The organism is Xenorhabdus littoralis (assembly GCF_033949345.1).
GTDB lineage: Bacteria > Pseudomonadota > Gammaproteobacteria > Enterobacterales > Enterobacteriaceae > Xenorhabdus > Xenorhabdus littoralis.
On the sequence record NZ_VCDP01000005.1, the window covers coordinates 65,580 to 87,844 of the forward strand.

27 protein-coding genes are annotated in these 22,265 nt (G+C 45.1%); 18 read left to right on the forward strand and 9 right to left on the reverse strand.

Annotated elements, in window-relative coordinates; all coding sequences use genetic code 11:
* Positions 1-15 precede the first annotated feature (15 nt).
* The 7 genes from murA to mlaF all read right to left on the reverse strand — a co-directional run bounded on the left by murA (position 16) and on the right by mlaF (position 4,897).
* A complete protein-coding gene (gene murA, locus FE394_RS02010) occupies positions 16-1,278 on the reverse strand; it encodes a UDP-N-acetylglucosamine 1-carboxyvinyltransferase (RefSeq protein WP_319924729.1) in 1,263 nt (420 codons plus the stop codon).
* Between the two features lie 57 nt (positions 1,279-1,335).
* On the reverse strand, positions 1,336-1,590 hold the full coding sequence (gene ibaG, locus FE394_RS02015) for a BolA family iron metabolism protein IbaG (protein WP_319924730.1): 255 nt from the start codon (positions 1,588-1,590) through the stop codon (positions 1,336-1,338).
* A 145-nt stretch (positions 1,591-1,735) separates the two neighbouring features.
* Entirely contained in the window at positions 1,736-2,041 is a 306-nt protein-coding gene (gene mlaB, locus FE394_RS02020; RefSeq protein WP_419836290.1) for a lipid asymmetry maintenance protein MlaB, read from the reverse strand.
* A 79-nt stretch (positions 2,042-2,120) separates the two neighbouring features.
* Complete coding sequence (mlaC, locus tag FE394_RS02025; RefSeq protein WP_319924803.1) at positions 2,121-2,750, reverse strand: phospholipid-binding protein MlaC; 630 nt, start codon at positions 2,748-2,750, stop codon at positions 2,121-2,123.
* Between the two features lie 33 nt (positions 2,751-2,783).
* Positions 2,784-3,296, reverse strand: a complete 513-nt coding sequence (gene mlaD / locus FE394_RS02030) for an outer membrane lipid asymmetry maintenance protein MlaD (protein ID WP_319924732.1) — start codon at positions 3,294-3,296, stop codon at positions 2,784-2,786.
* A 4-nt stretch (positions 3,297-3,300) separates the two neighbouring features.
* Positions 3,301-4,083, reverse strand: coding sequence for a lipid asymmetry maintenance ABC transporter permease subunit MlaE (mlaE, locus tag FE394_RS02035; RefSeq protein WP_319924804.1), 783 nt, complete (start codon positions 4,081-4,083; stop codon positions 3,301-3,303).
* Positions 4,084-4,093: 10 nt separating this feature from the next.
* The gene (gene mlaF, locus FE394_RS02040) at positions 4,094-4,897 is read right to left on the reverse strand and encodes a phospholipid ABC transporter ATP-binding protein MlaF (RefSeq protein WP_319924733.1); all 804 of its coding nucleotides are present in this window, start codon (positions 4,895-4,897) and stop codon (positions 4,094-4,096) included.
* Positions 4,898-5,198: 301 nt separating this feature from the next.
* Between mlaF and FE394_RS02045 the strand changes: the two genes are divergently transcribed.
* The 13 genes from FE394_RS02045 (at position 5,199) to rnk (ending at position 15,691) form a co-directional block, all read left to right on the forward strand.
* Complete coding sequence (locus FE394_RS02045) at positions 5,199-6,176, forward strand: calcium/sodium antiporter (RefSeq protein WP_319924734.1); 978 nt, start codon at positions 5,199-5,201, stop codon at positions 6,174-6,176.
* Between the two features lie 75 nt (positions 6,177-6,251).
* A complete protein-coding gene (gene kdsD / locus FE394_RS02050) occupies positions 6,252-7,220 on the forward strand; it encodes an arabinose-5-phosphate isomerase KdsD (protein ID WP_319924805.1) in 969 nt (322 codons plus the stop codon).
* 19 nt (positions 7,221-7,239) lie between these two features.
* The gene (gene kdsC, locus FE394_RS02055; protein WP_319924735.1) at positions 7,240-7,803 is read left to right on the forward strand and encodes a 3-deoxy-manno-octulosonate-8-phosphatase KdsC; all 564 of its coding nucleotides are present in this window, start codon (positions 7,240-7,242) and stop codon (positions 7,801-7,803) included.
* 18 nt (positions 7,804-7,821) lie between these two features.
* Positions 7,822-8,415, forward strand: coding sequence for an LPS export ABC transporter periplasmic protein LptC (gene lptC / locus FE394_RS02060; RefSeq protein WP_319924736.1), 594 nt, complete (start codon positions 7,822-7,824; stop codon positions 8,413-8,415).
* Entirely contained in the window at positions 8,396-8,986 is a 591-nt protein-coding gene (gene lptA / locus FE394_RS02065; RefSeq protein ID WP_319924737.1) for a lipopolysaccharide ABC transporter substrate-binding protein LptA, read from the forward strand. The genes lptC and lptA overlap by 20 nt, the downstream gene beginning before the upstream one ends.
* Positions 8,987-8,992: 6 nt before the next feature.
* Complete coding sequence (gene lptB / locus FE394_RS02070) at positions 8,993-9,718, forward strand: LPS export ABC transporter ATP-binding protein (protein WP_319924738.1); 726 nt, start codon at positions 8,993-8,995, stop codon at positions 9,716-9,718.
* A gap of 83 nt (positions 9,719-9,801) precedes the next feature.
* The gene (gene rpoN / locus FE394_RS02075; RefSeq protein ID WP_319924739.1) at positions 9,802-11,241 is read left to right on the forward strand and encodes an RNA polymerase factor sigma-54; all 1,440 of its coding nucleotides are present in this window, start codon (positions 9,802-9,804) and stop codon (positions 11,239-11,241) included.
* Between the two features lie 23 nt (positions 11,242-11,264).
* Positions 11,265-11,552 (forward strand): ribosome hibernation promoting factor, encoded by a 288-nt coding sequence (gene hpf / locus FE394_RS02080; protein WP_319924740.1) that lies wholly within the window; start codon positions 11,265-11,267, stop codon positions 11,550-11,552.
* 182 nt (positions 11,553-11,734) lie between these two features.
* On the forward strand, positions 11,735-12,202 hold the full coding sequence (gene ptsN, locus FE394_RS02085) for a PTS IIA-like nitrogen regulatory protein PtsN (protein WP_319924741.1): 468 nt from the start codon (positions 11,735-11,737) through the stop codon (positions 12,200-12,202).
* 30 nt (positions 12,203-12,232) lie between these two features.
* On the forward strand, positions 12,233-13,084 hold the full coding sequence (gene rapZ / locus FE394_RS02090; protein ID WP_319924742.1) for an RNase adapter RapZ: 852 nt from the start codon (positions 12,233-12,235) through the stop codon (positions 13,082-13,084).
* A 38-nt stretch (positions 13,085-13,122) separates the two neighbouring features.
* On the forward strand, positions 13,123-13,395 hold the full coding sequence (npr, locus tag FE394_RS02095) for a PTS phosphocarrier protein NPr (RefSeq protein WP_319924743.1): 273 nt from the start codon (positions 13,123-13,125) through the stop codon (positions 13,393-13,395).
* A gap of 447 nt (positions 13,396-13,842) precedes the next feature.
* Positions 13,843-15,075, forward strand: coding sequence for an alanine racemase (gene alr, locus FE394_RS02100; protein WP_319924744.1), 1,233 nt, complete (start codon positions 13,843-13,845; stop codon positions 15,073-15,075).
* A gap of 205 nt (positions 15,076-15,280) precedes the next feature.
* A complete protein-coding gene (gene rnk / locus FE394_RS02105) occupies positions 15,281-15,691 on the forward strand; it encodes a nucleoside diphosphate kinase regulator (RefSeq protein WP_319924745.1) in 411 nt (136 codons plus the stop codon).
* Positions 15,692-15,741: 50 nt separating this feature from the next.
* On the opposite strand, the gene pmbA is transcribed toward rnk, so the two are convergent.
* Positions 15,742-17,085, reverse strand: coding sequence for a metalloprotease PmbA (gene pmbA / locus FE394_RS02110; RefSeq protein WP_319924746.1), 1,344 nt, complete (start codon positions 17,083-17,085; stop codon positions 15,742-15,744).
* 198 nt (positions 17,086-17,283) lie between these two features.
* Between pmbA and yjgA the strand changes: the two genes are divergently transcribed.
* A complete protein-coding gene (yjgA, locus tag FE394_RS02115; RefSeq protein WP_319924747.1) occupies positions 17,284-17,820 on the forward strand; it encodes a ribosome biogenesis factor YjgA in 537 nt (178 codons plus the stop codon).
* A 52-nt stretch (positions 17,821-17,872) separates the two neighbouring features.
* On the opposite strand, the gene FE394_RS02120 is transcribed toward yjgA, so the two are convergent.
* Positions 17,873-18,112, reverse strand: coding sequence for a BBE domain-containing protein (locus FE394_RS02120; protein WP_319924748.1), 240 nt, complete (start codon positions 18,110-18,112; stop codon positions 17,873-17,875).
* A gap of 238 nt (positions 18,113-18,350) precedes the next feature.
* Here FE394_RS02120 and FE394_RS02125 point away from each other — a divergent pair, with 238 nt between their 5' ends.
* From FE394_RS02125 to FE394_RS02140, 4 genes are all read left to right on the forward strand, one after another.
* Positions 18,351-19,304 (forward strand): D-2-hydroxyacid dehydrogenase family protein, encoded by a 954-nt coding sequence (locus tag FE394_RS02125; protein ID WP_319924749.1) that lies wholly within the window; start codon positions 18,351-18,353, stop codon positions 19,302-19,304.
* 60 nt (positions 19,305-19,364) lie between these two features.
* Positions 19,365-19,763 carry a bleomycin resistance protein gene (locus FE394_RS02130; protein WP_319924806.1) on the forward strand — a complete coding sequence of 133 codons (399 nt, stop codon included), beginning with the start codon at positions 19,365-19,367 and terminating at the stop codon, positions 19,761-19,763.
* A 361-nt stretch (positions 19,764-20,124) separates the two neighbouring features.
* Positions 20,125-21,111, forward strand: a complete 987-nt coding sequence (locus FE394_RS02135) for a hypothetical protein (protein ID WP_319924750.1) — start codon at positions 20,125-20,127, stop codon at positions 21,109-21,111.
* Positions 21,111-22,262 carry a BamA/TamA family outer membrane protein gene (locus tag FE394_RS02140; RefSeq protein ID WP_319924751.1) on the forward strand — a complete coding sequence of 384 codons (1,152 nt, stop codon included), beginning with the start codon at positions 21,111-21,113 and terminating at the stop codon, positions 22,260-22,262. Before FE394_RS02135 ends, FE394_RS02140 begins: the two co-directional genes overlap by 1 nt.
* Positions 22,263-22,265: the final 3 nt, after the last annotated feature.

Consider the following 22,265-nt stretch of genomic DNA (forward strand, 5'->3'; position numbering starts at 1 on the left):
AGAAATTAATTTTGCTTAGTTAGTTGACTTAATACGTTCAATACTCGCACCAAGACCACGCAGCTTATCTTCAATGTGCTCGTAACCCCGGTCAATATGATAGATACGGTCTACCACTGTGGTTCCTTCGGCAATACAGCCTGCCAATACTAAACTTGCAGAGGCCCGCAGATCAGTCGCCATCACTTGAGCGCCAGATAATTTCTCAACACCGTGACACAGCACCGTATTGCTCTCAATTTCTGCTCTTCCGCCCATACGAATCAGCTCAGGAATGTGCATGAAGCGATTTTCAAAGATGGTTTCAGTAATCATGCCTGCACCATCCGCAACCATATTCAACAGACTGAATTGCGCCTGCATGTCCGTCGGGAAACCCGGATGTGGTGCTGTGCGGAATGTCACCGCTTTAGGTCTCTGTCCGTGCATATCAAGGCTAATCCAGTCTTCGCCTACCTTGATATCCGCTCCCGCTTCACGCAATTTAGCTAAAACAGCATCAAGTGTATCCGGTTTCGCATGGTGACAAATCACTTTGCCACGGGAAATCGCTGCCGCCACTAAGAAAGTGCCTGTTTCGATACGATCAGGCAGTACACGATGAACACCACCGCCCAGACGCTCAACACCTTCAATGACAATACGATCCGAGCCTGCTCCGCTGATTTTGGCCCCCAATGTGTTGAGGAAATTAGCGGTATCTTCAATTTCAGGCTCACGCGCGGCGTTTTCAATAATAGTCGTGCCTTCAGCCAGGGTCGCTGCGGTCATGATAGTGACTGTCGCCCCGACACTGACTTTATCCATGACGATACTTGCACCTTTCAGGCGACCCTCTACCGATGCTTTGACATAACCTTCATCCAGCACAATTTTCGCACCAAGCTGCTCCAGTCCGGAAATATGGAGATCGACAGGACGGGCACCGATGGCACAACCACCCGGCAAAGAAACCTGTCCCTGACCGAAACGTGCCACCAATGGCCCCAATGCCCAGATGGAAGCCCGCATCGTTTTAACTAATTCATAAGGGGCGCAATATTCGTTGACGCCACTGGCATCAACAAAAACAGAACCATTGCGTTCCACTTTTGTTCCCAAACGATTGAGCAGCTTGATAGTCGTCTCAATGTCTTTCAATTCAGGAACATTCTGTAATTCAACAGGTTCTTCCGCCAACAGCGCTGCGAACATAATTGGTAATGCGGCATTTTTTGCCCCGGAGATAGTAACCTCTCCCGATAGGCTGGTAGGCCCTTTCACACGAAATTTATCCATCTGTCATGATTCTCTTGTTTAATTCAAAGTGTGCTGTTCGCGGCGAGACAAACAGCCTCAAAATCCCTGAAGCTTGCGATCACGCTGCCACTGTGCTGGTGTATAGGCCTTGATTGACAAAGCATGAATGCGATTATCCGCAATGTATTCCATCAGCGGTGCGTAAACAGCTTGCTGTTGTTTGACACGGCTCAGGCCATCAAAAATTTCACCAACCACAATTACCTGAAAATGGCTGCCATCACCGCTAACGATAGCTTCATCAAGTGCCAGATTTTTCATCAGCACTTGTTTAATTTCATCAATATCCATAAATTGCTCACAATCGTCGTTAGAAAATAATATTAGAAAATAATAGTAGACGCCTATCCTAATGGAATCCAGACGACTCTTAAACCAAGAAAAACGCCCTTGTAAGGCATCGTCTTACAAGGGCGCGGATTATCTAACGGTGGAACTACGCTTTAGGCTGACTATCGTCTAAGAGATTTTGCAAGCCGTATAAGTCTATCAGTGTCTTAAGACGTTCTCCCACGCCTGAAAGTGTCAATGTCCTGCCACTTTGTTGCCACTCTCCTTTCAGCCGGACAAACAGAGCCAGTCCGGTAGTATCCACACGATTAAGCTGAGATACCTCAATATTATCGACTCCCGCCAGTGCACTCTCTTTTTGTTGCCAAAGAGGAAGTAAGCTGTCGCGATCCAATGTGCCTTTCAGAAACAACGTATTGTCAACTTTCTCCCAACTTACTGTTTCCTTAATCGCTGTTTCCTTAATCGCTGTTTCTTTGTCGGCTATTTCTTCGCTGACTATGTTGCTATCAACAGGACTTTTTTCCATATCACTTTTTCTTTTCTAATGTGATAGGCGCTTTCGCACTGAGAGCCAATTGTTCAGTCAATCCATCAATACCTTTCTGGCGCAGGATATCCACCCATTCATTTTGCTTGGTCGTGATCATACTCACGCCTTCTGCAATCATGTCGTAAGCCTGCCAGTGACCCGTTTTGGTGTTTTTACGCCATTGAAAATCCAAACGAACGGGGGGCTGCCCATTAGAGTCAGTAATGGTGACGCGGATAGCCACTATCGTTTTATCGTCTAATGGCTGTTCTGGTGCGATCTGGTAATTCTGACCATGATACATAGCCAGCGCCTGACCATATGCCTGCTCCAGATAGGACTCAAACGCCTTGAAATAAGCGTCACGCTGCGCAGGTGTCGCTTCTTTGTAGTAAGGCCCCAGAACCAAAGCACCGGCATATTTGATCTGCACATAAGGCAGCAGTTCCTGACGAACAATTTGGCGCAAGACTTCTGGATTCGCCTGAATCTGAGGTTGATCATTCGTCAAGCGGGTGAAGGTTTTTTCCGCCGCATCTTTCATCAGTGCGTAAGGGTCGGTTTGATCTGTAGCGCCGGCCAATGGCGCAACCACCAGCAACGCAACCATAAGTAATCGCTTAAACATCATTTTTATTTCTCCTAAGCAGTGGATTGCTGGTTAGTATGCTTGCCCGGGTGCAGACGCGGATTTTTCCTGGCTTCCGCCGCTACTCTTATACAAGAACTGACCAATCAAGTCTTCAAGTACCATAGCAGGCTTGGTGTCTTCAATGCGATCGCCATCTTTTAAGATGGAAGTCCCCAAATCAGGATCATCAAACCCGAGATTAAGTGCAATATATTGCTCACCCAGCAGTCCTGACGTTCGGATGGAAAGCGAGCTGGTACTTGAAATATTGTCGTATTGTTTGAAAATATCCAATTCAACCTGAGGTGTATAAGTTTTGTGATCAAGCCAGATTTTTTCCACGCGTCCAATCACTACTCCCCCCACTTTCACGGGTGAACGCACTTTCAGCCCACCCACATTATCAAATGCAGCATATATACGATAAGTTTGCTGGCTGCCGAAGGATCGGATATCCGCAACTTTCAGGCATAAAAAAATGATTGCCGCTAACGCAATCAAGATAAAAGCTCCAACCCAAATTTCATTTTTCTTGCTTTGCATCGACTTAGTTCCCAAACATCAGTGCTGTCAGCACAAAATCCAAACCCAATACCGCCAATGACGCATGAACTACTGTACGCGTCGTCGCCCTGCTGATCCCTTCTGACGTTGGGATAGCGTCATAACCATTGAACAGTGCAACCCATGTGACCGTGATGGCAAAAGCAACACTCTTGAGAAAACAATTGAGTAAATCTTTTTGCCAATCTACCGCAGATTGCATGGATGACCAGAAAAAGCCCGCATCAATGCCTTTCCAATCCACCCCGACTATTGCACCGCCCAAAATCCCAACAGCGACAAAGATCAAAGACAATAAAGGCATACTAATAAAGCCCGCCCAGAAACGAGGGGCAATAACACGGCGTAACGGATCAACCGCCATCATTTCCAAACTGGAAATCTGTTCTGTCGCTTTCATCAAACCAATTTCAGCGGTCAAAGCTGACCCTGCCCGCCCTGCAAACAGCAGAGCGGTCACCACCGGCCCCAGCTCACGCAGCAGTGATAACGCAACCATCATGCCGAGGCTGCCTTCTGCACTAAATGTTGTTAAAACCAGATAGCCCTGCAATGACAGAACCATTCCGATAAACAGCCCTGATACCACAATGATTAACAGTGATTGGACACCTACACTATAAAGCTGCTGACGCAAGAGTATCCATTGCTTGGCAGGCTCCGGCTTACCTATGATTGCATTGAACAGCATGAAGCCCGCGCGACCGAATGAAGCCGCAGCTTCAATTGTCCGCCTGCCCATCGCAGCCAATGCACGTGTTAACATCAACATTCCATTATCCTAATAACTCAGTTTTATAATCCCCGGCAGGGAAACGGAAAGGTACTGGCCCATCAGCGATACCATCAAGAAACTGTCGTACCCGCTGATCCTGATTCGCTCTCAACTGTTCCGGCGTACCTTCTGCAATAACTTTCTGCTCAGCCACAATATAGGCATAATCAGCAATACTCAGCACTTCAGGCACATCGTGGGAAACCACAACACACGTAACACCCAGCGCATGATTAAGTTCATCGATCAACTTAACTAAGATCCCCATTGTGATAGGGTCTTGACCAACAAACGGCTCATCAAACATGATTAAATCAGGATCGAGTGCAATGGCCCTTGCCAGTGCCGCTCGCCTTGCCATACCGCCGGATAATTCCGATGGCATCAATTGCGCAGCACCACGCAACCCTACCGCTTCCAATTTCATCATCACGGTAGTATGAATCAACTCTTCAGGCAGTTGGGTATGCTCACGCAAGGGAAAAGCCACATTGTCAAAAACGTTCAAATCTGTGAACAATGCGCCTGACTGAAATAACATGCTCATTTTCTTGCGGGCAGCATAAAGTTGCGGACGGGACAATGCCGGAATATTATCACCATCAAACCAGATTTCACCGCGCTCAGGACGAATTTGCCCCCCAATCAAACGCAGCAGGGTCGTTTTTCCTATACCGGAAGGTCCCATGATGGCGGTAACTTTTCCTTTCGGGACAGTCAGATTAATATCAGCAAAAATCGGGCGCTGGCCTCGGGTAAAATACATTCCGCAGATCTCAATGAGATTTGCTGTTTGTTGACTCATTATTGATAGCCTCTAACCGTTAATCGAACTGTCTTAACTACGATAACCCGTCTATACCCGCCGTCTTTCAAGTGACTGCTTTATTAGCTGCATTTTGAAATCTATTGGGTATATATTTAAATAATCCGTGGTGCATACTACAAAAAAACTGCCCAATTTGCGTTAGCAAAGTTCCGACAAATTTTACTTTTTACCTCTCGACCGTCAGAATGTATAAGTTTAGCTGAATAAACATTTCATGTTTAAAAATCAACCTTTATTAGCATTATGCTCGGAATAAATTTTATTTAAGGGACACTCCATGTTTCTGACTATTGTACTGCTCATTACTGGTTTGATTTTACTGGTGTATGCTTCCGACAGATTAGTTTATGGTGCTGCGGTTTTTGCCCGCTCCCTGAAAATCCCCCCCTTTATTATCGGCCTGATAATCATGGGGATCGGAACATCACTTCCAGAACTGATGGTATCTATCACAGCAACTTTAGACGGTTCGCCGGACATGGCCGTGGGCAATGCAATTGGTTCCAATATTACTAATCTGCTGCTGATTACAGGAGCGGCAGCGTTCATTAGACCTATTACCGTAAAATCAGAAATCCTGCGGCATGAAGTCCCTTGGATGTTGTTGATTACCGCATTTGCAGGATATCTGTTATCCAATAACTACCTGAGTCGTCTGGATGGGAGTCTCCTGTTGCTTTCTGCTCTCTTGTTTATCGCCCTGATGATCAAGATGACAGCTTTATCCCAACATAATGGTGTGGACAGTTACACTCAGGAACGAAATTCAGAATTACCGGTCGAAGGCAACAATGGGATTGCTCTTCTCTGGGTCGTCTTGGGATTAATTATCCTGCCCATTGCCACCCGCATGGTGATTGATAATGCAGCCGCCATCGCGCGTATTTATGGTATAAGTGAACTGGTCATTGGACTGACAATCCTTGCCGTGGGCACCAGTCTGCCAGAACTCGCAACGGCCATTGCTGCCGCGATAAAAGGTGAGAATGACATGGCAATGGGAAACATCGTCGGCTCAAATGTTTTCAATGCGACTCTCGTTCTGGGTATCCCTGCCATACTTTCTCCCAGCGCCATTTCACCGAATGCGTTTTCCCGGGATTTTTGGGTCATGATGGCAGCTAGTGTACTATTCACGATATTCTGTCTGGGAAGAAAACATCGATTGAACCGATTAAACGGCATCCTGTTATTAGGCTGTTTTATCACTTATTTTGTCGTACTTTTTATTTCTAATTATTACGGTACTGAATAACAGCACCGAATGACAGTATTTAGCCATTACCGATTAAGTGGGAAAAGAGTGGAAAAAGAAGGATGGAAAGTAGAAATGCCTAAAATCGATTTTCAGCAAGCAGGTAAACAAGTATTACACATCGAACTCGACGGGCTGACAAGTCTCGAACAGTACATCAATGATGATTTTAGCCAAGCCTGCGAACTCATGTTCAGTTGTGAAGGAAGAGTCATTGTTATGGGGATGGGCAAATCCGGTCATATCGGACGAAAAATTGCCGCGACATTTGCCAGTACCGGGACTCCTTCTTTCTTTGTCCATCCGGGCGAGGCCAGTCATGGCGATCTTGGCATGGTGACCCCCAAAGACATCGTGCTGGCAATCTCTAATTCTGGTGAATCGAATGAAATTCTGGCTCTGATTCCCGTGCTCAAGCGCCAGAAAGTCGCCTTAATCTGCATGACAAATAATCGCAGCAGCAGCATGGGAAAAGCAGCCGATATCCATTTATGCATTAAAACTTCACAAGAAGCCTGCCCATTGGGACTGGCACCGACGACCAGTACAACCGCAACGCTCGTCATGGGGGATGCCCTGGCCATTGCCCTCTTGCAGGCCCGGGGTTTTACTGCCGAAGATTTCGCACTCTCCCATCCCGGAGGCGCACTCGGGCGTAAGCTTCTCTTGCTGACCAGTGACTTGATGAGCACCGGTGATGACATTCCCCACGTTCCCAAAACTGCAACACTGCGTGAAGCTTTATTGGAAATCACCCGTAAAAAACTGGGAATGACAGTCATCTGTGATGATGACATGCAAATTAACGGAATTTTTACTGATGGGGATTTGCGCCGTGTTTTCGATATGGGTATCGATTTAAACAATGCAAAAATTTCTGATGTCATGACCGCAGGCGGCATTCGTATCAAACCCAATACGCTGGCTGTTGATGCCCTGAACCTGATGCAATCACGTCATATTACGTCCCTGCTGGTGACAGAAGGGGACAAATTACTTGGTGTATTACATATGCACGACCTTTTACAGGCCGGAGTTGTATAAACCTTAAGAGAATTTCTTAATGAATCAAAAAGAGTATCTGGATACCTGTTACGGGCCTGTTGACAAAGATATTATCGAAAAAGCCAGTAAAATCCGTCTGCTGATTTGTGATGTGGATGGCGTTATGTCTGACGGACTGATCTATATGGGCAATAAAGGTGAGGAACTGAAAGCATTTAATGTTCGTGATGGTTATGGCATTCGTTGCTTAATCACTTCCGGTATTGAAGTTGCCATCATTACCGGACGGAAAGCAAAACTGCTGGAAAACCGCGCAGAAACATTAGGTATTACATATCTTTACCAAGGTCAGAGCGATAAGATTTTGGCGTATCAGGAACTGTTGGATAAACTAGCGTTACAGCCAGATCAAGTCGCTTATATTGGTGATGACCTTATTGACTGGCCTGTTATGGCAAAAGTTGGATTATCTGTTGCAGTTGCTGATGCCCATCCAATACTGTTGCCAAAAGCAGACTACATAACTCGGATTGCCGGTGGTCGTGGTGCAGTCAGGGAGCTTTGTGATTTGGTGCTCTTCGCGCAGAATAAGCTGGAAGATGCCAAAGGGTTATCCATCTAAATTAATATTGAAAAAAGAATGAGAAAACTTCAATCCTGGCTGATCGCAATACTGGTACTGATCGCACTCGCGCTGATTGGCTGGAATTTATCGAATGTAAACGACGATACCTCATCGCCCATTGTGGATGACGGTTATCCCACTTATCAGACACAAAAAGCCATTAATTTCGTCTATGATCCGGAAGGTAAGTTGGTTTACAAACTGGTCGCTGATGATGTCAAAAGCTATACAGAGACAAAAATAACTTGGTTTACCAAACCTGTATTGACAACATTTGCTCCCGACAGCACAACCGGAGCCACAGAACCGACATGGACAGTGCGAGCCAATAAAGCCAAACTGACCAATGATCAAATGCTCTATTTGTATGGGGATGTCCAATTAGACAGCCTGAACGATGCGTCACAATTGCAGAAGATCACGACAGACAATGCGACCGTCAACCTCACAACGCAAGATATCGCATCCGATGATCAGGTCACTATTACTGGCATCGATCTGAAATCTGTTGGTATGAAAATGCGCGGCAATCTGAGAGACAAAACTGCTGAATTGATTGAAAAGGTGACCACTCGCTATGAGATTCCACATGAACAACCTAATCCGTAATACCGTTATTGCCAGTACATTATTTAGTACATTGTTTGCCGTCAGCCTTCCCGCGCTGGCCTTGAAAGAAGATTCAAAGAAACCCATAACCATCGACTCCTCAAGACAGTCTCTGGATTTAACAGGAAACGTTGCCACATTTACGGATAATGTTATCGTAAAGCAAGGTTCGATTGATATTCGGGCTGATAAAGTCGTTGTTACGCGTCCGGAAGGGGACTCGAAGAAAACCGTTATCGAAGCCTACGGCAATCCGGCCACTTTCTATCAAATGCTGGATGACGGGAAACCCATTAAAGGGCATTCATCCAAAATGCGCTATGAAATGGATAAAGAACTGATCACACTGACGGATAATGCCTATCTTGAACAACTAGACAGTAATATCAAGGGCGATAGGATCACTTACCTTGTTCCGACCCAGCAAATGGAAGCCTTTAGTGATAAAGGTAAACGTGTTACTACCGTTCTGTTACCTTCCCAGCTTCAGGAAAAAGGCTCGAGCGCTCAGGGTACTGATACCCACAAAGCTGACGTTCAAAAAACTGACGTACAAAAGAAGAGTAAATAACGAGTTATGGCAATACTAAACGCAGAAAATCTGGCAAAAACATATAAGGGCCGTAAGGTCGTTGAAGACGTCAGTCTGAAAGTGAATTCAGGAGAGATTGTCGGATTGCTCGGTCCCAATGGCGCAGGCAAGACGACGACTTTCTACATGGTAGTCGGTATTGTCCCGCGTGATGCAGGCACCATTACCATTAATGAAGAAGACATCAGCCTGTTGCCCCTGCATGAACGTGCCCGCCGTGGCATAGGCTACCTGCCGCAGGAAGCCTCTATTTTCCGTCGCCTGAGTGTATTCGACAATTTGATGGCTGTTCTTGAAATCCGTAAAGATCTGAATCAGGAACAACGGAAAATACGGGCAGAAGAGCTGATGGAAGAGTTCCACATCGCTCACCTGCGTGACAATCTTGGACAATCGCTTTCCGGTGGTGAACGCCGTCGTGTAGAAATCGCCCGGGCGCTGGCAGCCGATCCGAAGTTCATCTTATTGGATGAACCTTTTGCCGGCGTTGACCCGATATCTGTACTGGATATCAAAAAGATCATTCAACATCTGCGGGATTGCGGGTTAGGTGTACTTATCACTGACCACAATGTCCGTGAAACATTGGATGTCTGTGAACGCGCCTATATCGTCAGTCAGGGTCACTTGATTGCTCATGGCACTCCTGATGACATACTGAACAACGAACAGGTCAAACGCGTCTATCTGGGTGAAGGCTTCCGCCTTTAATGCTCATTTTTCTGTCAGGCGCAATTCAAGGAACCATTCCAGCCAGATTATTCCGGCTAGGTTAAGGAAAAAGCGGTAACACTATGAAGCAAAGTTTGCAACTCAGGATCAGTCAACAATTGACGATGACGCCCCAGCTCCAGCAAGCTATCCGTTTGTTGCAACTTTCTACACTTGAGCTTCAGCAGGAGATCCAACTGGCCCTGGAAACCAACCCGCTGCTTGAACAGGATGAACTGCATCATGAAGTGGAGAATCAGGAACTTCCTCATACCGAGACGGAAATGATGGATACCCGTGAAGCGCTTGAACAGAAAAATATGCCTGATGAGTTGCCACTGGATACCAGTTGGGATGAAATCTATACCGCTGGCTCATCTTCGGGAACCGGCGGTGATTACAGCGCAGATGATTTTCCCGTTTATCAGGGAGAAACCACGCAGAGTCTGCAAGACTACCTGATGTGGCAAGCCGGATTGACGCCGTTTACCGAAACAGACGCTGCCATTGCCACCTCGATCATTGATGCAATTGATGATACTGGCTACCTGACCGTTTCTACCGAAGAGATCCTCGCCAGCATGGGTGATGATGAGTTAATTTTGGAAGAAGTCGAAGCCGTCCTCAAGCGCATACAACATTTTGATCCCATTGGCGTTGCTACCCGTGATTTACGTGAATGCTTGCTTATCCAGCTTTCAATGCTGCCAGCAGAAACCCCTCACCTGAACGACGCCAGACTCGTTGTAAACAAATACCTTGAGCTACTGGGAAACCGGGACTTCCGTAATTTATTACGTCAGAGCAAATTAAAAGAAAACGCGCTGAAAGCAGCAATTGATATCATTCAATCACTGGAGCCAAAACCGGGATTGGTCGTCAATACCGGTGAATCCGAATATGTTATTCCGGATGTATTGACGCAGAAAATCAATGAAAGCTGGCAAGTCAGACTAAATACCGATAGCATCCCCCGCCTGCGTATCAACCAGCACTATGCAGAATTGGGGCAACAGGCTCATAATGAAAGTGACAGTCTGTTTATTCGCAATAACTTGCAAGATGCCAAGTGGCTGATAAAAAGCCTCGAAAGCCGTAACGAAACGTTATTGAAAGTGGCCAGCTGCATTGTTGAACACCAGCAAGACTTTTTTGAAGATGGTGAGGAGCATATGAAACCACTGGTACTGGCTGATATCGCCTATCAGGTTGACATGCATGAATCCACCATTTCCCGTGTGACGACACAGAAATATCTGTATAGCCCACGAGGGATTTTTGAACTTAAATACTTTTTCTCCAGTCACGTCAGTACCGATAGCGGAGGTGAAGCTTCTTCTACCGCGATACGTGCTCTGGTGAAAAAACTGGTCGCGGCAGAAAACCCGGCCAAGCCACTGAGTGACAGTAAATTAACCAGTATACTGACTGAACAAGGCATTCAAGTGGCGCGTCGAACTGTCGCAAAATATAGAGAGTCGTTATCCATCCCGCCCTCAAACCAACGTAAAAAACTGGTTTGAACAACACAGAGAAGGAAAACACTATGCAACTCAATGTTACAGGCCACAATATTGAAATTACAGATGCACTGCGCAACATCGTGAATACCAAATGCAGCAAGCTGGATCAATATTTCGACAAAATTAATCTCATTCAGGTCATCCTCCGGGTGGAAAAAGTGCAGAAAATCGCCGAAGCCACAGTGCATGTGAATGGCGGTGAGTTGCATGCAACCTCAGAGCATGAAGACATGTATGCGGCAATTGATGGACTGGCAGATAAACTTGCACGTCAATTGACCAAACACAAAAGTAAATTGAGACAACATTAACAGCTTTCAGACAACGGGGCCGTCATAGAATCAATACTGTTCTATACCCGATGGATTTCAAGAGGCGGCATAGCCGATAAAGCGGTATCTTGAAAAATAAAGGGTATATCCAGAAGCGGTTCATCAATACCGGATGCCTCAATCAGGCATCCGGTATAACAAGGCCCTAAGTGAATAAAGAAATGAACAACGAAACAGATTTACCACTAAGTTCAGTACTTTCACCCGAATGTACACGTAACAACGTGCCCTGTTCGAGTAAAAAGCGTGCCTTAGAGATTATCAGCGAGCTGGCATCAAAGCAGCTTGGATTACCGGAAAATATCGTATTCGAAGCCATTCTTTCCCGCGAAAAAGTGGGCACAACCGGCATTGGCAACGGGATTGCGATCCCCCACGGAAAATTGGATAAAGAGTGCTCTGGTAATGCTGTGGGCGTATTTCTACATTTGGAACAACCCATTTCCTTTGATGCCATTGATAATCAACCTGTTGACTTGCTGTTCGCTTTATTGGTGCCATCAGACCAGTGTCAAATCCATTTACACTCACTATCATTAATTGCAAAGCGCCTTGCCGATAAGAGCCTCTGCCGTCGTCTGCGCTCCGCACAGAGTGACGAAGAGTTATATAGAATAATTACTGAATAAATAGCGAAAAACATTTAGGGGAGTCGCCTCATGGTGCTGATGATAGTCAGCGGTCGTTCAGGCTCGGGGAAATCCGTTGCTCTGCGCGCGTTGGAAGATATGGGTTTCTATTGTGTGGATAACCTGCCTGTTGTGTTGCTGCCAGAATTGGCAAACTCACTGGCTGAACGCGATATCTCAGCGGCGGTCAGTATAGATGTCAGAAACATGCCGGAATCGCCGGAGATTTTTGAAGAAGCGCTGACACGATTACCTGACAGCTTTTCGCCACAGCTACTGTTCCTTGATGCGGATCGCAATACCCTGATCCGCCGCTATAGCGATACTCGTCGTCTGCATCCACTATCAAGCAAAAACCTCTCACTGGAAAGTGCGATTGACCAAGAAAGTGATTTACTGGAACCTCTGCGTTCACGTGCAGACCTGATCATCGACACTTCTGAGATGTCCGTCCATGAATTGGCGGAGATGCTCAGGACGAGATTGCTGGGCAAACGCGAGCGTGAGCTGACCATGGTATTTGAATCTTTTGGTTTCAAACATGGCATCCCGATTGACGCAGACTATGTTTTCGATGTGCGTTTCCTGCCAAACCCGCACTGGGATCCTAAATTACGTCCAATGACAGGTTTAGATCGTCCCGTTGCTGCGTTTTTGGATCGCCATACGGAAGTGCATAATTTTATTTATCAGACCCGCAGTTATCTTGAACTTTGGTTGCCGATGCTGGAAACCAACAACCGCAGTTATCTGACTGTCGCTATCGGTTGTACGGGCGGTAAGCACCGTTCTGTCTATGTAGCGGAACAACTGGCAGATTACTTCCGTTCCCGTGGAAAAAACGTGCAATCACGTCACCGCACACTGGAAAAACGCAAATAACCAAATCTAAAATAATTTCAATAACGCAGGCCATAACCGTGACAGTCAAACAGAGACTTGAGATCAAAAACCGGCTCGGAATACATGCCCGGCCTGCGATGAAATTGCATGATCTGGTGCAGCAATTCCAATCGCAAGTCATTCTACGCAACAGTAGCAATATTCAGGCTGAAGCCAGTAGCGTGATCGCCATGCTGATGCTGGATTCAGAACAAGGCAGTTATATTGAGGCCGAAGCTACAGGGCCGGATGAGCAACAAGCATTAGCGGCCATTATCGAACTTTTCAATTCAGGGTTTGACGAGGAATAACATCCCCATTCTCATAATCCATTTCCCCAACGACATAACATACTGAAAAGTGTTCTTTTCAGCATTTAGCATCGCCATATTCCTTGTCTCAATCTCACCATACCCCTCCAAACCCTGTGATCATTATTGATAAACCATCCCCCTCTTCTTTACCCAAACAGATCACTCACAATTCAGTAACACACTCATAAATAGAGATTAACACTGCCAAAAGATAAAAAAACATTCATATATTTTGTTTGTTAATTTTCCACCAACAATAAAAATTGCCGTCTTACATTATTAATTAAGTTAAACATTCTGACTATTTATAAATAATGTCAAATATACAATAAATGTTTATCTTCAATAAGTTAACAGTATGAAACCAATCACAAAAAAACTTATCATTAAAGGGTATTTACACAGTTCATTTCACGCACAAATCCTAAACTGGAGATTTATTTCATGCGTTTTAATAAAACTACACTGGCAATTATTCTTGGATTGAGTCTGTCCCACAGCATTGCTCAAGCAGCACCAACACTACATTTGGATAACACCCAATCTGAAATTGTTGCAAAAACCAATAATGCTTGGGTTGAAGTCAATACCACTACGTTTGAAAACAATATCCATACACTGAAAACACACCTGAATAAAGACACTAAAATGTGCGCTATCCTGAAAGGCGATGGCTATGGTCATGGTATTGGTCTATTGATGCCATCTATCATTAAAACTGACGTGTCTTGTGTGGGGATCACCAGTAACGAAGAAGCTCGTATCGTGCGTGAAAGCGGCTTCAAAGGACAGCTCATGCGCGTTCGTGCAGCAGCTGCAAATGAAGTTGAAGGTACTCTGTCCTATAACATGGAAGAAGTGATTGGCGATCTGGAACACGCGAAAACCCTCGACGCCATGGCTAAAAAACACGGTAAAACCATTCGCGTCCATTTGGTTCTGAACACCGGTCTCATGAGCCGCAATGGACTGGAAATGAAAACGGAGCAAGGTAAGCAGGAAGCGCTGGAAATCGCTAAACTGTCTAACCTGAAAATGGTTGGTATCATGAGCCACCATGCTCTGACCGATCTGGATGCGATCCGCGAAAGTGTCAAAAACTTCAAAGAACAAGCTGACTGGTACCTCAAAGCAGCCAACCTGAAACGTGAAGACGTTACTCTGCACGCATCAAGCTCTTTTGCATCGTTGAGCATCCCTGAAGCACAATTCGACATGGTTCGGGTGGGTAGTGCCCTTTACGGCATCCTGACAACTACTTACCCGGAGTTCAAACCACTGATTAAAATGAAAACCCGCGTTGCTTCTGTTAAGCCATACCCTAAAGGCAACGGTGTAGGCTACGACAACACTTTCATCCTGAAACGTGACTCTAAACTGGCTAACCTGCCGGTCGGTTACTCTGATGGCTTCAGCTCCAGCCTGTCAAACAAAGCTTACGTGCTGATTAATGGTTACCGTGCGCCAGTTGTTGGTCTTGTGTCCATGAACACCGTCATGGTAGATGTCACCGACCTGCCAGAAGTGAAAAGTGGCGATGAAGTCGTTATCTTCGGTAAACAAGGCAAAGACGAAATCACCCAGTCTGACATTCAGAAATGGGGCGGAATGCACGTTGTTGAATTCTCTTCTATCTGGGGAGAAACCAACCCACGTATCGTTACAACCGACGCATAATCTGCGGCTCAAAATGATAGAGGGCAGCGCTTCTATATCCGATGGATAAGCCTTGTTCCATTAACAACGCAAAACAGTTCGTGATCATGATCTCTTTATTTTCACGACAGAACAGCCTAATATCATTTTAATTAATTTGAAAATAACACCCCCCTCCTTGCGATGCGGGGTGTTATTTTGTATTGAGCCTAATTTGGAGCGTGGTATGAAAAAACCTAAAATTATTATCAGCGAACTGGATGCAGAACGTTTAGATTCTCTGTTGGAACAGCCCGCATTTGCTAACACCAGCATCGCGGATGCCTTGAATGAAGAGCTGGATCGGGCAGAAATCGTGCCTCCTGTCGATATACCAGCCGACGTTGTCACAATGAACAGTGAAATTCGCTTTATTGATCTCGGCAGCAATGAAGAACGTATACGTACTCTGGTTTATCCTGCATCCCTGAAAGACAGCACCAAACAACTGTCAGTTATGGCACCTTTGGGTGCTGCACTTCTGGGGCTGCGGGTGAAAGATGAAATAATCTGGGAATTGCCGAACGGCGAAAAAACCCGCATAAAAGTATTAGAAATAATTTACCAACCAGAAGCAGCAGGTGAATATCACCGCTAATTTCCAGCCAGCTCAGTAATACCGAACTGGCTGCTGATAATTGAGTATCCCTATTGACCGGCGATACTCATTTCCGGCAGTAACACCGAACCACACTGAATATTGCTGCGTGTTTCAATATCATTACCAATTGTCACCATATTCGCCCACATATCTTTCAAATTACCTGCGATAGTGATCTCACTGACCGGATATTGGATCTCGCCATTTTCGACCCAAAAACCGGATGCGCCACGGGAATAATCCCCGGTGGTCGCACTGACGCCTTGTCCCATCAGTTCAGTAACAATCAGGCCAGTCCCCATTTCGCGCAACAAGCCGTTAAAATCCAGCCCCTGACCTGCAATATTCCAGTTATGAATTCCGCCCGCATGACCAGTATTCACCATTCCCAGTTTACGGGCAGAATAGGAAGTCAGCAGCCAAGTCTGCAAGATACCATCTTTAATAATCTCACATGGCGTTGTGCGTACACCTTCGCTGTCAAATGGTGTCGAAGCCAACCCACGCAGTAAATGAGGCTGCTCTTCGATGGTCAGCCATGAAGGCAAGATCTGTTTGCCCAGACTATCCAATAAGAAAGACGATTTACGATAAATACTGCTACCGCTGATCGCACCCACCAAATGACCAAACAATCCCGTCGCCACTTCCGCAGAAAAGATAACAGGGGCTTTCATCGTTGATAATTTGCGTGCGCCCAGACGGGAAAGTGTGCGGCGGGCACACTCCTGCCCAACCCACTCAGGGGATTGCAGATCGTCAAAATGGCGGCCGATTGTATAAGCATAATCGCGCTCCATATTACCGTCCTGCTCGGCAATCACACAGCTCGACATAGAATGACGGCTTGAACAATAGCTTTGCAGCATACCGTGGCTATTGCCAAATACCCGGATACCATAATGGCTGTTGAAACTACCGCCTTCGGTATTAGTAATGCGTTCATCTGCCTGCAATGAGGCTTGTTCAGCACGGGCAGCCAGTTCAATGGCCTTGTTTGCGTCCAGATCAGCAGGATGGAAAAGATCCAGCTCCGGTGCATCGAATGCCAGCAATTCTTTATCGGCAGGGCCGGCATAAGGATCTGGAGATGTATAGCGGGCAATATCAATGGCAGCCTGAACAGTACGGGCGATTGCCTCAGGACTCAAATCCGTAGAGGACGCACTGCCTTTGCGCTGCTGATGATAAACCGTAATTCCCAGTGCGCCATCGCTGTTAAACTCAACATTTTCGACTTCACTGAAGCGAGTGCTGACGCTAATTCCCGTGGTTTTATTTACTGCGACTTCCGCAGCATCACAACCGGCCTTCGCTAATTCCAGGGCATGGGCAACCGCATCTTCCAGTTGCTTGCGTTGCTCCGCAATTTGTTGATTAGTGACTATCATTAATTAACCATAATCCAATGAATTAAAGAGAGAAATTGTCAGGAAAAATGCCTCAGTTCAGTTCATGACATGAATGCCGAGTGGTAATCAGGCAATTTTCCCAGTTACAATACACAATATTAGGATGTTAACACCCACCGGACGATAGGTCATGTTCCAAAACACACCTCATCCGGCCTTTTTAGAAGGAAAACGATTATGACAAAGCAGCCTGAAGATTGGCTTGACAATTATCCTGCTGAAGAGGAAGAAGAAGAGATAATCTGGGTCAGTAAAAGCGAAATCAAGCGAGATGCTGAAATACTGAAAAAATTGGGAACTGAGCTGGTTGAACTCAGCAAAAACCAACTGGAGCGTATCCCGCTGGATGAAGATTTACTGGCAGCCATTGAACTGGCACAGAAAATCAAACGTGAAGGCCGCCGCCGCCAATTGCAGTTAATCGGAAAACTATTGCGCTCCCGTGATCCTGAACCGATCACCACTGCGCTGGATAAGCTGAAAAACCGCCATAACCAGCAAATCACTATTTTGCATAAGCTGGAAGAACTGCGCGACAAACTGGTTGAAAGTGATGATGCTCTTGAAGAAGTTATAGCACTGTATCCACATACGGATCGCCAGCAACTTCGCTCACTGGTACGCAACGCTAAAAAAGAGAAAGCAGCGAATAAACCACCAAAATCTTACCGCCAGATTTTCCAATATCTGAAAGAGTTATCCGGGACAGTGTGATACGACTAATGCGGTAAGCGAACAACAAACCGCCCTGAAAAGGGCGGTTCATTCAATCATCATATGGTTTTATCGGAATCGACATCTCATGCCGGAATACATTACCTTTATCAAAAATATTTTTTACTTCAATTAATTCCTTTGAAATATCTTTCCCGTAATAAAGTTCCATCCATCTGGGATCTACACTCTGATGTGAACTATCCAGACATTTCATATCAATATCTGGATAGTTTATATAACATCCCTGAAACGGCGTATCATCACCACTATATTGTTCATAAGGTTTCATTCCGTATTTATAGAAACATTCTGTATAAAGATGCCTAATCCAATTTATGCATGCGTCAGCATAATTCGGATCTTTCCAATAGATTTGGCACTGCCACTTAAGGCTGGATTAACACAATAAGTGCAATGTGCGCCCCGTATAGGCTTCGATGGGTGTTAATCCAGCGATACCCCACTACATGATGCAATTTTCACTTTGTTAATCCGACTCATTCAAATATGTACAAAGGATGTCTCAAATGCCATTAGTTATTATTCCTGATGATTATCAACAAGCTACAAAACAAATCCAGATTTTATATCAGAACAGTGACTTTGAGGTGGTTTGCCTCGGCGCCCTTGACCGTGATCCTAGAGCGGAAGAACTGTTATCCAAGGCTGATGCCCTGATACTTATCCGTGAAAGAACCCTTATTGATGAAAAATTCTTGTCTAAGACCCCTAATTTAAAACTGATCAGCCAGACAGGGAAAGTCGCTTACAATATCGATCTGCAACTGTGTAAACAACGGGGAATTGCTGTCGTTGAAGGGGCTGGTTCACCTGTCGCCGCGGCAGAATTAGCCTGGCTGTTAATTCAGAGTTCCATACGCAGATTTGTCCCTTCTGTAGAAGCCATGAAAAAAGGCCAGTGGCAGACTGAACTTGGCGATACCGTAGCAGGCAAGACTCTGGGAATAATCGGCTATGGCAAGATAGGCCGGCTTGTTGCCAAATACGCACAAGCATTCGATATGAAAGTGCAGGTTTGGGGATCAACTCGTGCCCAAGAGCAAGCCCGCCAAGAAGGTTTGATTGTTCCAAGCTGCCGCGAAGCGTTTTTCCAGACTTCCGATGTCGTCACCCTACACCAGCGATTAGTAAAAGAAACCACCGGAGGCATCACATTTGCTGATCTTACCCAAATGAAATCCACCGCAGTATTCGTGAATACAGCACGTTCTGGTCTGGTAGAAGCAAGGGCATTGGAAAAAGCGCTCGACTTAGGTACACCCGGTTTTGCCGCATTAGATGTATTTGATATTGAACCGATTTGGGATAACAATCACTCTTTATTAAAACGAGATAACGTGCTTTGCAGCCCACATATCGGCTACGTCACCAAAAGCTGTTATGACATTTATTTTGAAAGCGCATTTAAAAATGTTGAGAGATATTTTTGCGGTGATGAGAGCCATGTGATCAATAAATAATCATTTAGGGGAAATAGCGTGAACGCTAATACCACAACAGAACCAGCATACTGGAATCGCATGGTACCAGAACTTACCGTGACCGATTTCTCTTCATCTCTCGATTTTTATCAACGAATATTGGGATTCGAAGTATTAATTCAGCGAAAAGATCCCGATTTTGTCTATTTGGGTCTGGGAGAAGCACAATTAATGCTGGAAGCATTTCATGACAGCGACTGGAATATCGGGGAGCTTAGTAAACCTTTCGGTCGTGGGATCAATTTGCAGATTGAAGTCGATGATATCGCACCACTTATAGCCAACCTGGAAAATAACGGAATCGAACTTTATCGCCCATTGGAAGATAATTATTACTGCATAGGCGATACCCACGTTTGTCAGAAAGAATTTCTGGTTCAAGACCCGGATGGTTATTTACTCCGATTCAGTCAATATATCGACCACGAACAGCGTTAACAGAAATTCATTAGAAAACTTTCCGTTAAGTATAAAAATCAAACGCAGCAATACTGCTCCGTTATATATCCATATAACGGAGTAATCCGCCATTTTTCTACAATCATAATACACGAGATAAAAATTACCCTGTAAATAATCACAAAATAAAATGATGATTTTTGTTAACATATAAGGAAGAGGAAACCAATTTATTTTGGTGAGAAAACAAACGAAAACTCCAAATTGTGCGATAAACCATCTCCAAGCATAATTCGTTAATGCTTGTCTAAAACACCTATGCTAATCTACGCCGCTTTTCATCCTCTTACTGTTGATTTGATAGACAATTACCCGTCAAGAATAGGAAGCAAATTTATTTATGAACGTAACTAACACCAGCAAATTGTTAGCCGCAACTCTATGTCTTGCGACTTCATATAGCTATGCAGATAGTGAACGCCCACTTTTCTCATTAACCATGACAGAATCTGGAGTTCCGCAAACGAATAATGACGGTAGCTTATCCCGATCTGCTAAATCTGAATCTCGCATTCTGCCCATCTGGGGAGATAAAGCACGAGCGAAAGGCTACGACCTGCCAGAGCCATTTGGTGCCAGTTATAGTTATATGAATATGCGACAGGATATTGTTGTAGATAGCATTAAGTTTCAATTCACTAATCCAAAGTTTGGAAATTGGGAAAAAGGGATCATTATTGATGCTGGCGATACTCGCCAAAAAAGCGAAACCCATCTACTTAAGCTTGATTCCTGGGTATTTCCCTTCCTGAACGTTTATGGTGTCTATGGAAAAACCAAAGGTAAATCCAAGACAAATTTAGATAACATTGCCGTTTTTGAAGAAGCTAATTATGTTCAAAATATTCCTTTCGAGCTGAACTTCAAAGGAAAAACTTTTGGCGGTGGAGCAACTTTGGCGGGTGGCTATAATCAATTCTTTGCCACATTGGATGCTAATTATACCCGCACTAATCTGGATATTTTAGATGGTGATATTAGTGCTTTCGTTCTAACACCTCGTATTGGTTATGAATTTGTATTTAACCCATTAATTGCTGGTCAAGGTAATACAAAAGTTCAAGTATGGGTAGGCGCTATGTATCAAGACATAACTCAACGCTTTAAAGGTGATGTTGGTGGACTTGATTTACCACCTGAGCTTTCAATGTTTGAGGTGATTAAGCCTATGACAGACATCAAATTTGACGTCAAACAACATCTCGCTCATAAATGGAGCAATACTGCGGGCGTACGCTTCGAAGTCACCCGTAATTTCAACGTAATATCTGAAGTGGGTTTCGGTAACCGAAATACCTTCTTTGTTTCCGGCGAGTTCCGTTTTTAATGTTTGGCTTTAAGACTTGCAAAAGGCTGGTGATATCCAGCCTTCTTATTTTTACTGCTTCAGCCACACACGCTGATATTTTGCCCGATCGACAAAAAATCGATGGCTGGTTAAACGAGTTGGGCGGCAGCAATCATTTTGATACCCGAAAGAAAATTGACTGGGGTGTATTACCCGGCCCTTTTTATACACCTGAGATGGGCGTGGGGATTGGCGTTGCGGTCGTTGGTTTATATCGTCCCGATAGCTCAGATCATATCAGCCAGACATCTTCTCTGGGGCTTAGTGGCTTTGGATCGTCTACCGGCGCATTTGGCCTGAATTTTACCAATTACAATTTCCTTGCCAATGACCAATGGCGGTTATTTGTTTCCGGTACAGTGAATAACACTCCGACTTATTATTGGGGCAAAGGCTATAGCGCGGGTAAAGATAAAAATAATAAAGAGAAATATAACTCACAGGTATTTGATATTCATCCCCGTCTGCTCTATCGCGTCGCTGATGCCACCTATATGGGATTAGGCTGGAATTTTTCATCCGTCAATGCCAGTGATCCGGATGCCGGAGCAAAACGGTATTTCGAACAATCCGTCGGGGGGCGTTCAATTGTCAGTTCCGGTGTAAGTGCCTACTTTAGTTACGATACCCGGGATTTCCTGCCCAATGCCCATCACGGCCAGACGTTTGAGATTACCTATACCTATTTTTCCCCGGAGTTAGGGGGAGACTATCGCTTCCATACCACTCAGTTACAATATTCTATCTACCATCCGTTATCCGAAAAAACAGTACTGGCGTTTGATAACTATGCCCGTTTCAGCGGAGGTGATGTGCCGTGGAACCAATTATCACTGCTCGGCAACGGTCAGCGGATGCGCGGATATTATGAAGGCCGTTATCGTGACAACAATATTTTCACGACACAACTGGAGCTAAGGCACAAACTTGACTGGCGGCATGGTATTGTCGGCTGGGTTGGTACGGGAACATTAGGAGATTCACCTTCAAAATTGGGGACGAAGCATTGGCTCCCGTCTGTCGGTGTAGGCTATCGTTTTGAATTTAAACCACGTATGAATGTCAGATTAGATTTTGGTGTTGGCAAAGACAGCACCGGGTTCTACTTTCAGGTAGGGGAAGCATTTTGAGAC

Coding starts and splice junctions, on each gene's coding strand:
- murA (WP_319924729.1), bottom strand. CDS start 1,278: ATGGATAAATTTCGTGTGAAAGGGCCTACCAGCCTATCGGGAGAGGTT.
- ibaG (WP_319924730.1), bottom strand. CDS start 1,590: ATGGATATTGATGAAATTAAACAAGTGCTGATGAAAAATCTGGCACTT.
- mlaC (WP_319924803.1), bottom strand. CDS start 2,750: ATGTTTAAGCGATTACTTATGGTTGCGTTGCTGGTGGTTGCGCCATTG.
- mlaD (WP_319924732.1), bottom strand. CDS start 3,296: ATGCAAAGCAAGAAAAATGAAATTTGGGTTGGAGCTTTTATCTTGATT.
- mlaE (WP_319924804.1), bottom strand. CDS start 4,083: ATGTTAACACGTGCATTGGCTGCGATGGGCAGGCGGACAATTGAAGCT.
- mlaF (WP_319924733.1), bottom strand. CDS start 4,897: ATGAGTCAACAAACAGCAAATCTCATTGAGATCTGCGGAATGTATTTT.
- FE394_RS02045 (WP_319924734.1), top strand. CDS start 5,199: ATGTTTCTGACTATTGTACTGCTCATTACTGGTTTGATTTTACTGGTG.
- kdsD (WP_319924805.1), top strand. CDS start 6,252: ATGCCTAAAATCGATTTTCAGCAAGCAGGTAAACAAGTATTACACATC.
- kdsC (WP_319924735.1), top strand. CDS start 7,240: ATGAATCAAAAAGAGTATCTGGATACCTGTTACGGGCCTGTTGACAAA.
- lptC (WP_319924736.1), top strand. CDS start 7,822: ATGAGAAAACTTCAATCCTGGCTGATCGCAATACTGGTACTGATCGCA.
- lptA (WP_319924737.1), top strand. CDS start 8,396: ATGAACAACCTAATCCGTAATACCGTTATTGCCAGTACATTATTTAGT.
- lptB (WP_319924738.1), top strand. CDS start 8,993: ATGGCAATACTAAACGCAGAAAATCTGGCAAAAACATATAAGGGCCGT.
- rpoN (WP_319924739.1), top strand. CDS start 9,802: ATGAAGCAAAGTTTGCAACTCAGGATCAGTCAACAATTGACGATGACG.
- hpf (WP_319924740.1), top strand. CDS start 11,265: ATGCAACTCAATGTTACAGGCCACAATATTGAAATTACAGATGCACTG.
- ptsN (WP_319924741.1), top strand. CDS start 11,735: ATGAACAACGAAACAGATTTACCACTAAGTTCAGTACTTTCACCCGAA.
- rapZ (WP_319924742.1), top strand. CDS start 12,233: ATGGTGCTGATGATAGTCAGCGGTCGTTCAGGCTCGGGGAAATCCGTT.
- alr (WP_319924744.1), top strand. CDS start 13,843: ATGCGTTTTAATAAAACTACACTGGCAATTATTCTTGGATTGAGTCTG.
- rnk (WP_319924745.1), top strand. CDS start 15,281: ATGAAAAAACCTAAAATTATTATCAGCGAACTGGATGCAGAACGTTTA.
- pmbA (WP_319924746.1), bottom strand. CDS start 17,085: ATGATAGTCACTAATCAACAAATTGCGGAGCAACGCAAGCAACTGGAA.
- yjgA (WP_319924747.1), top strand. CDS start 17,284: ATGACAAAGCAGCCTGAAGATTGGCTTGACAATTATCCTGCTGAAGAG.
- FE394_RS02120 (WP_319924748.1), bottom strand. CDS start 18,112: ATGAAACCTTATGAACAATATAGTGGTGATGATACGCCGTTTCAGGGA.
- FE394_RS02125 (WP_319924749.1), top strand. CDS start 18,351: ATGCCATTAGTTATTATTCCTGATGATTATCAACAAGCTACAAAACAA.
- FE394_RS02130 (WP_319924806.1), top strand. CDS start 19,365: ATGGTACCAGAACTTACCGTGACCGATTTCTCTTCATCTCTCGATTTT.
- FE394_RS02135 (WP_319924750.1), top strand. CDS start 20,125: ATGAACGTAACTAACACCAGCAAATTGTTAGCCGCAACTCTATGTCTT.
- FE394_RS02140 (WP_319924751.1), top strand. CDS start 21,111: ATGTTTGGCTTTAAGACTTGCAAAAGGCTGGTGATATCCAGCCTTCTT.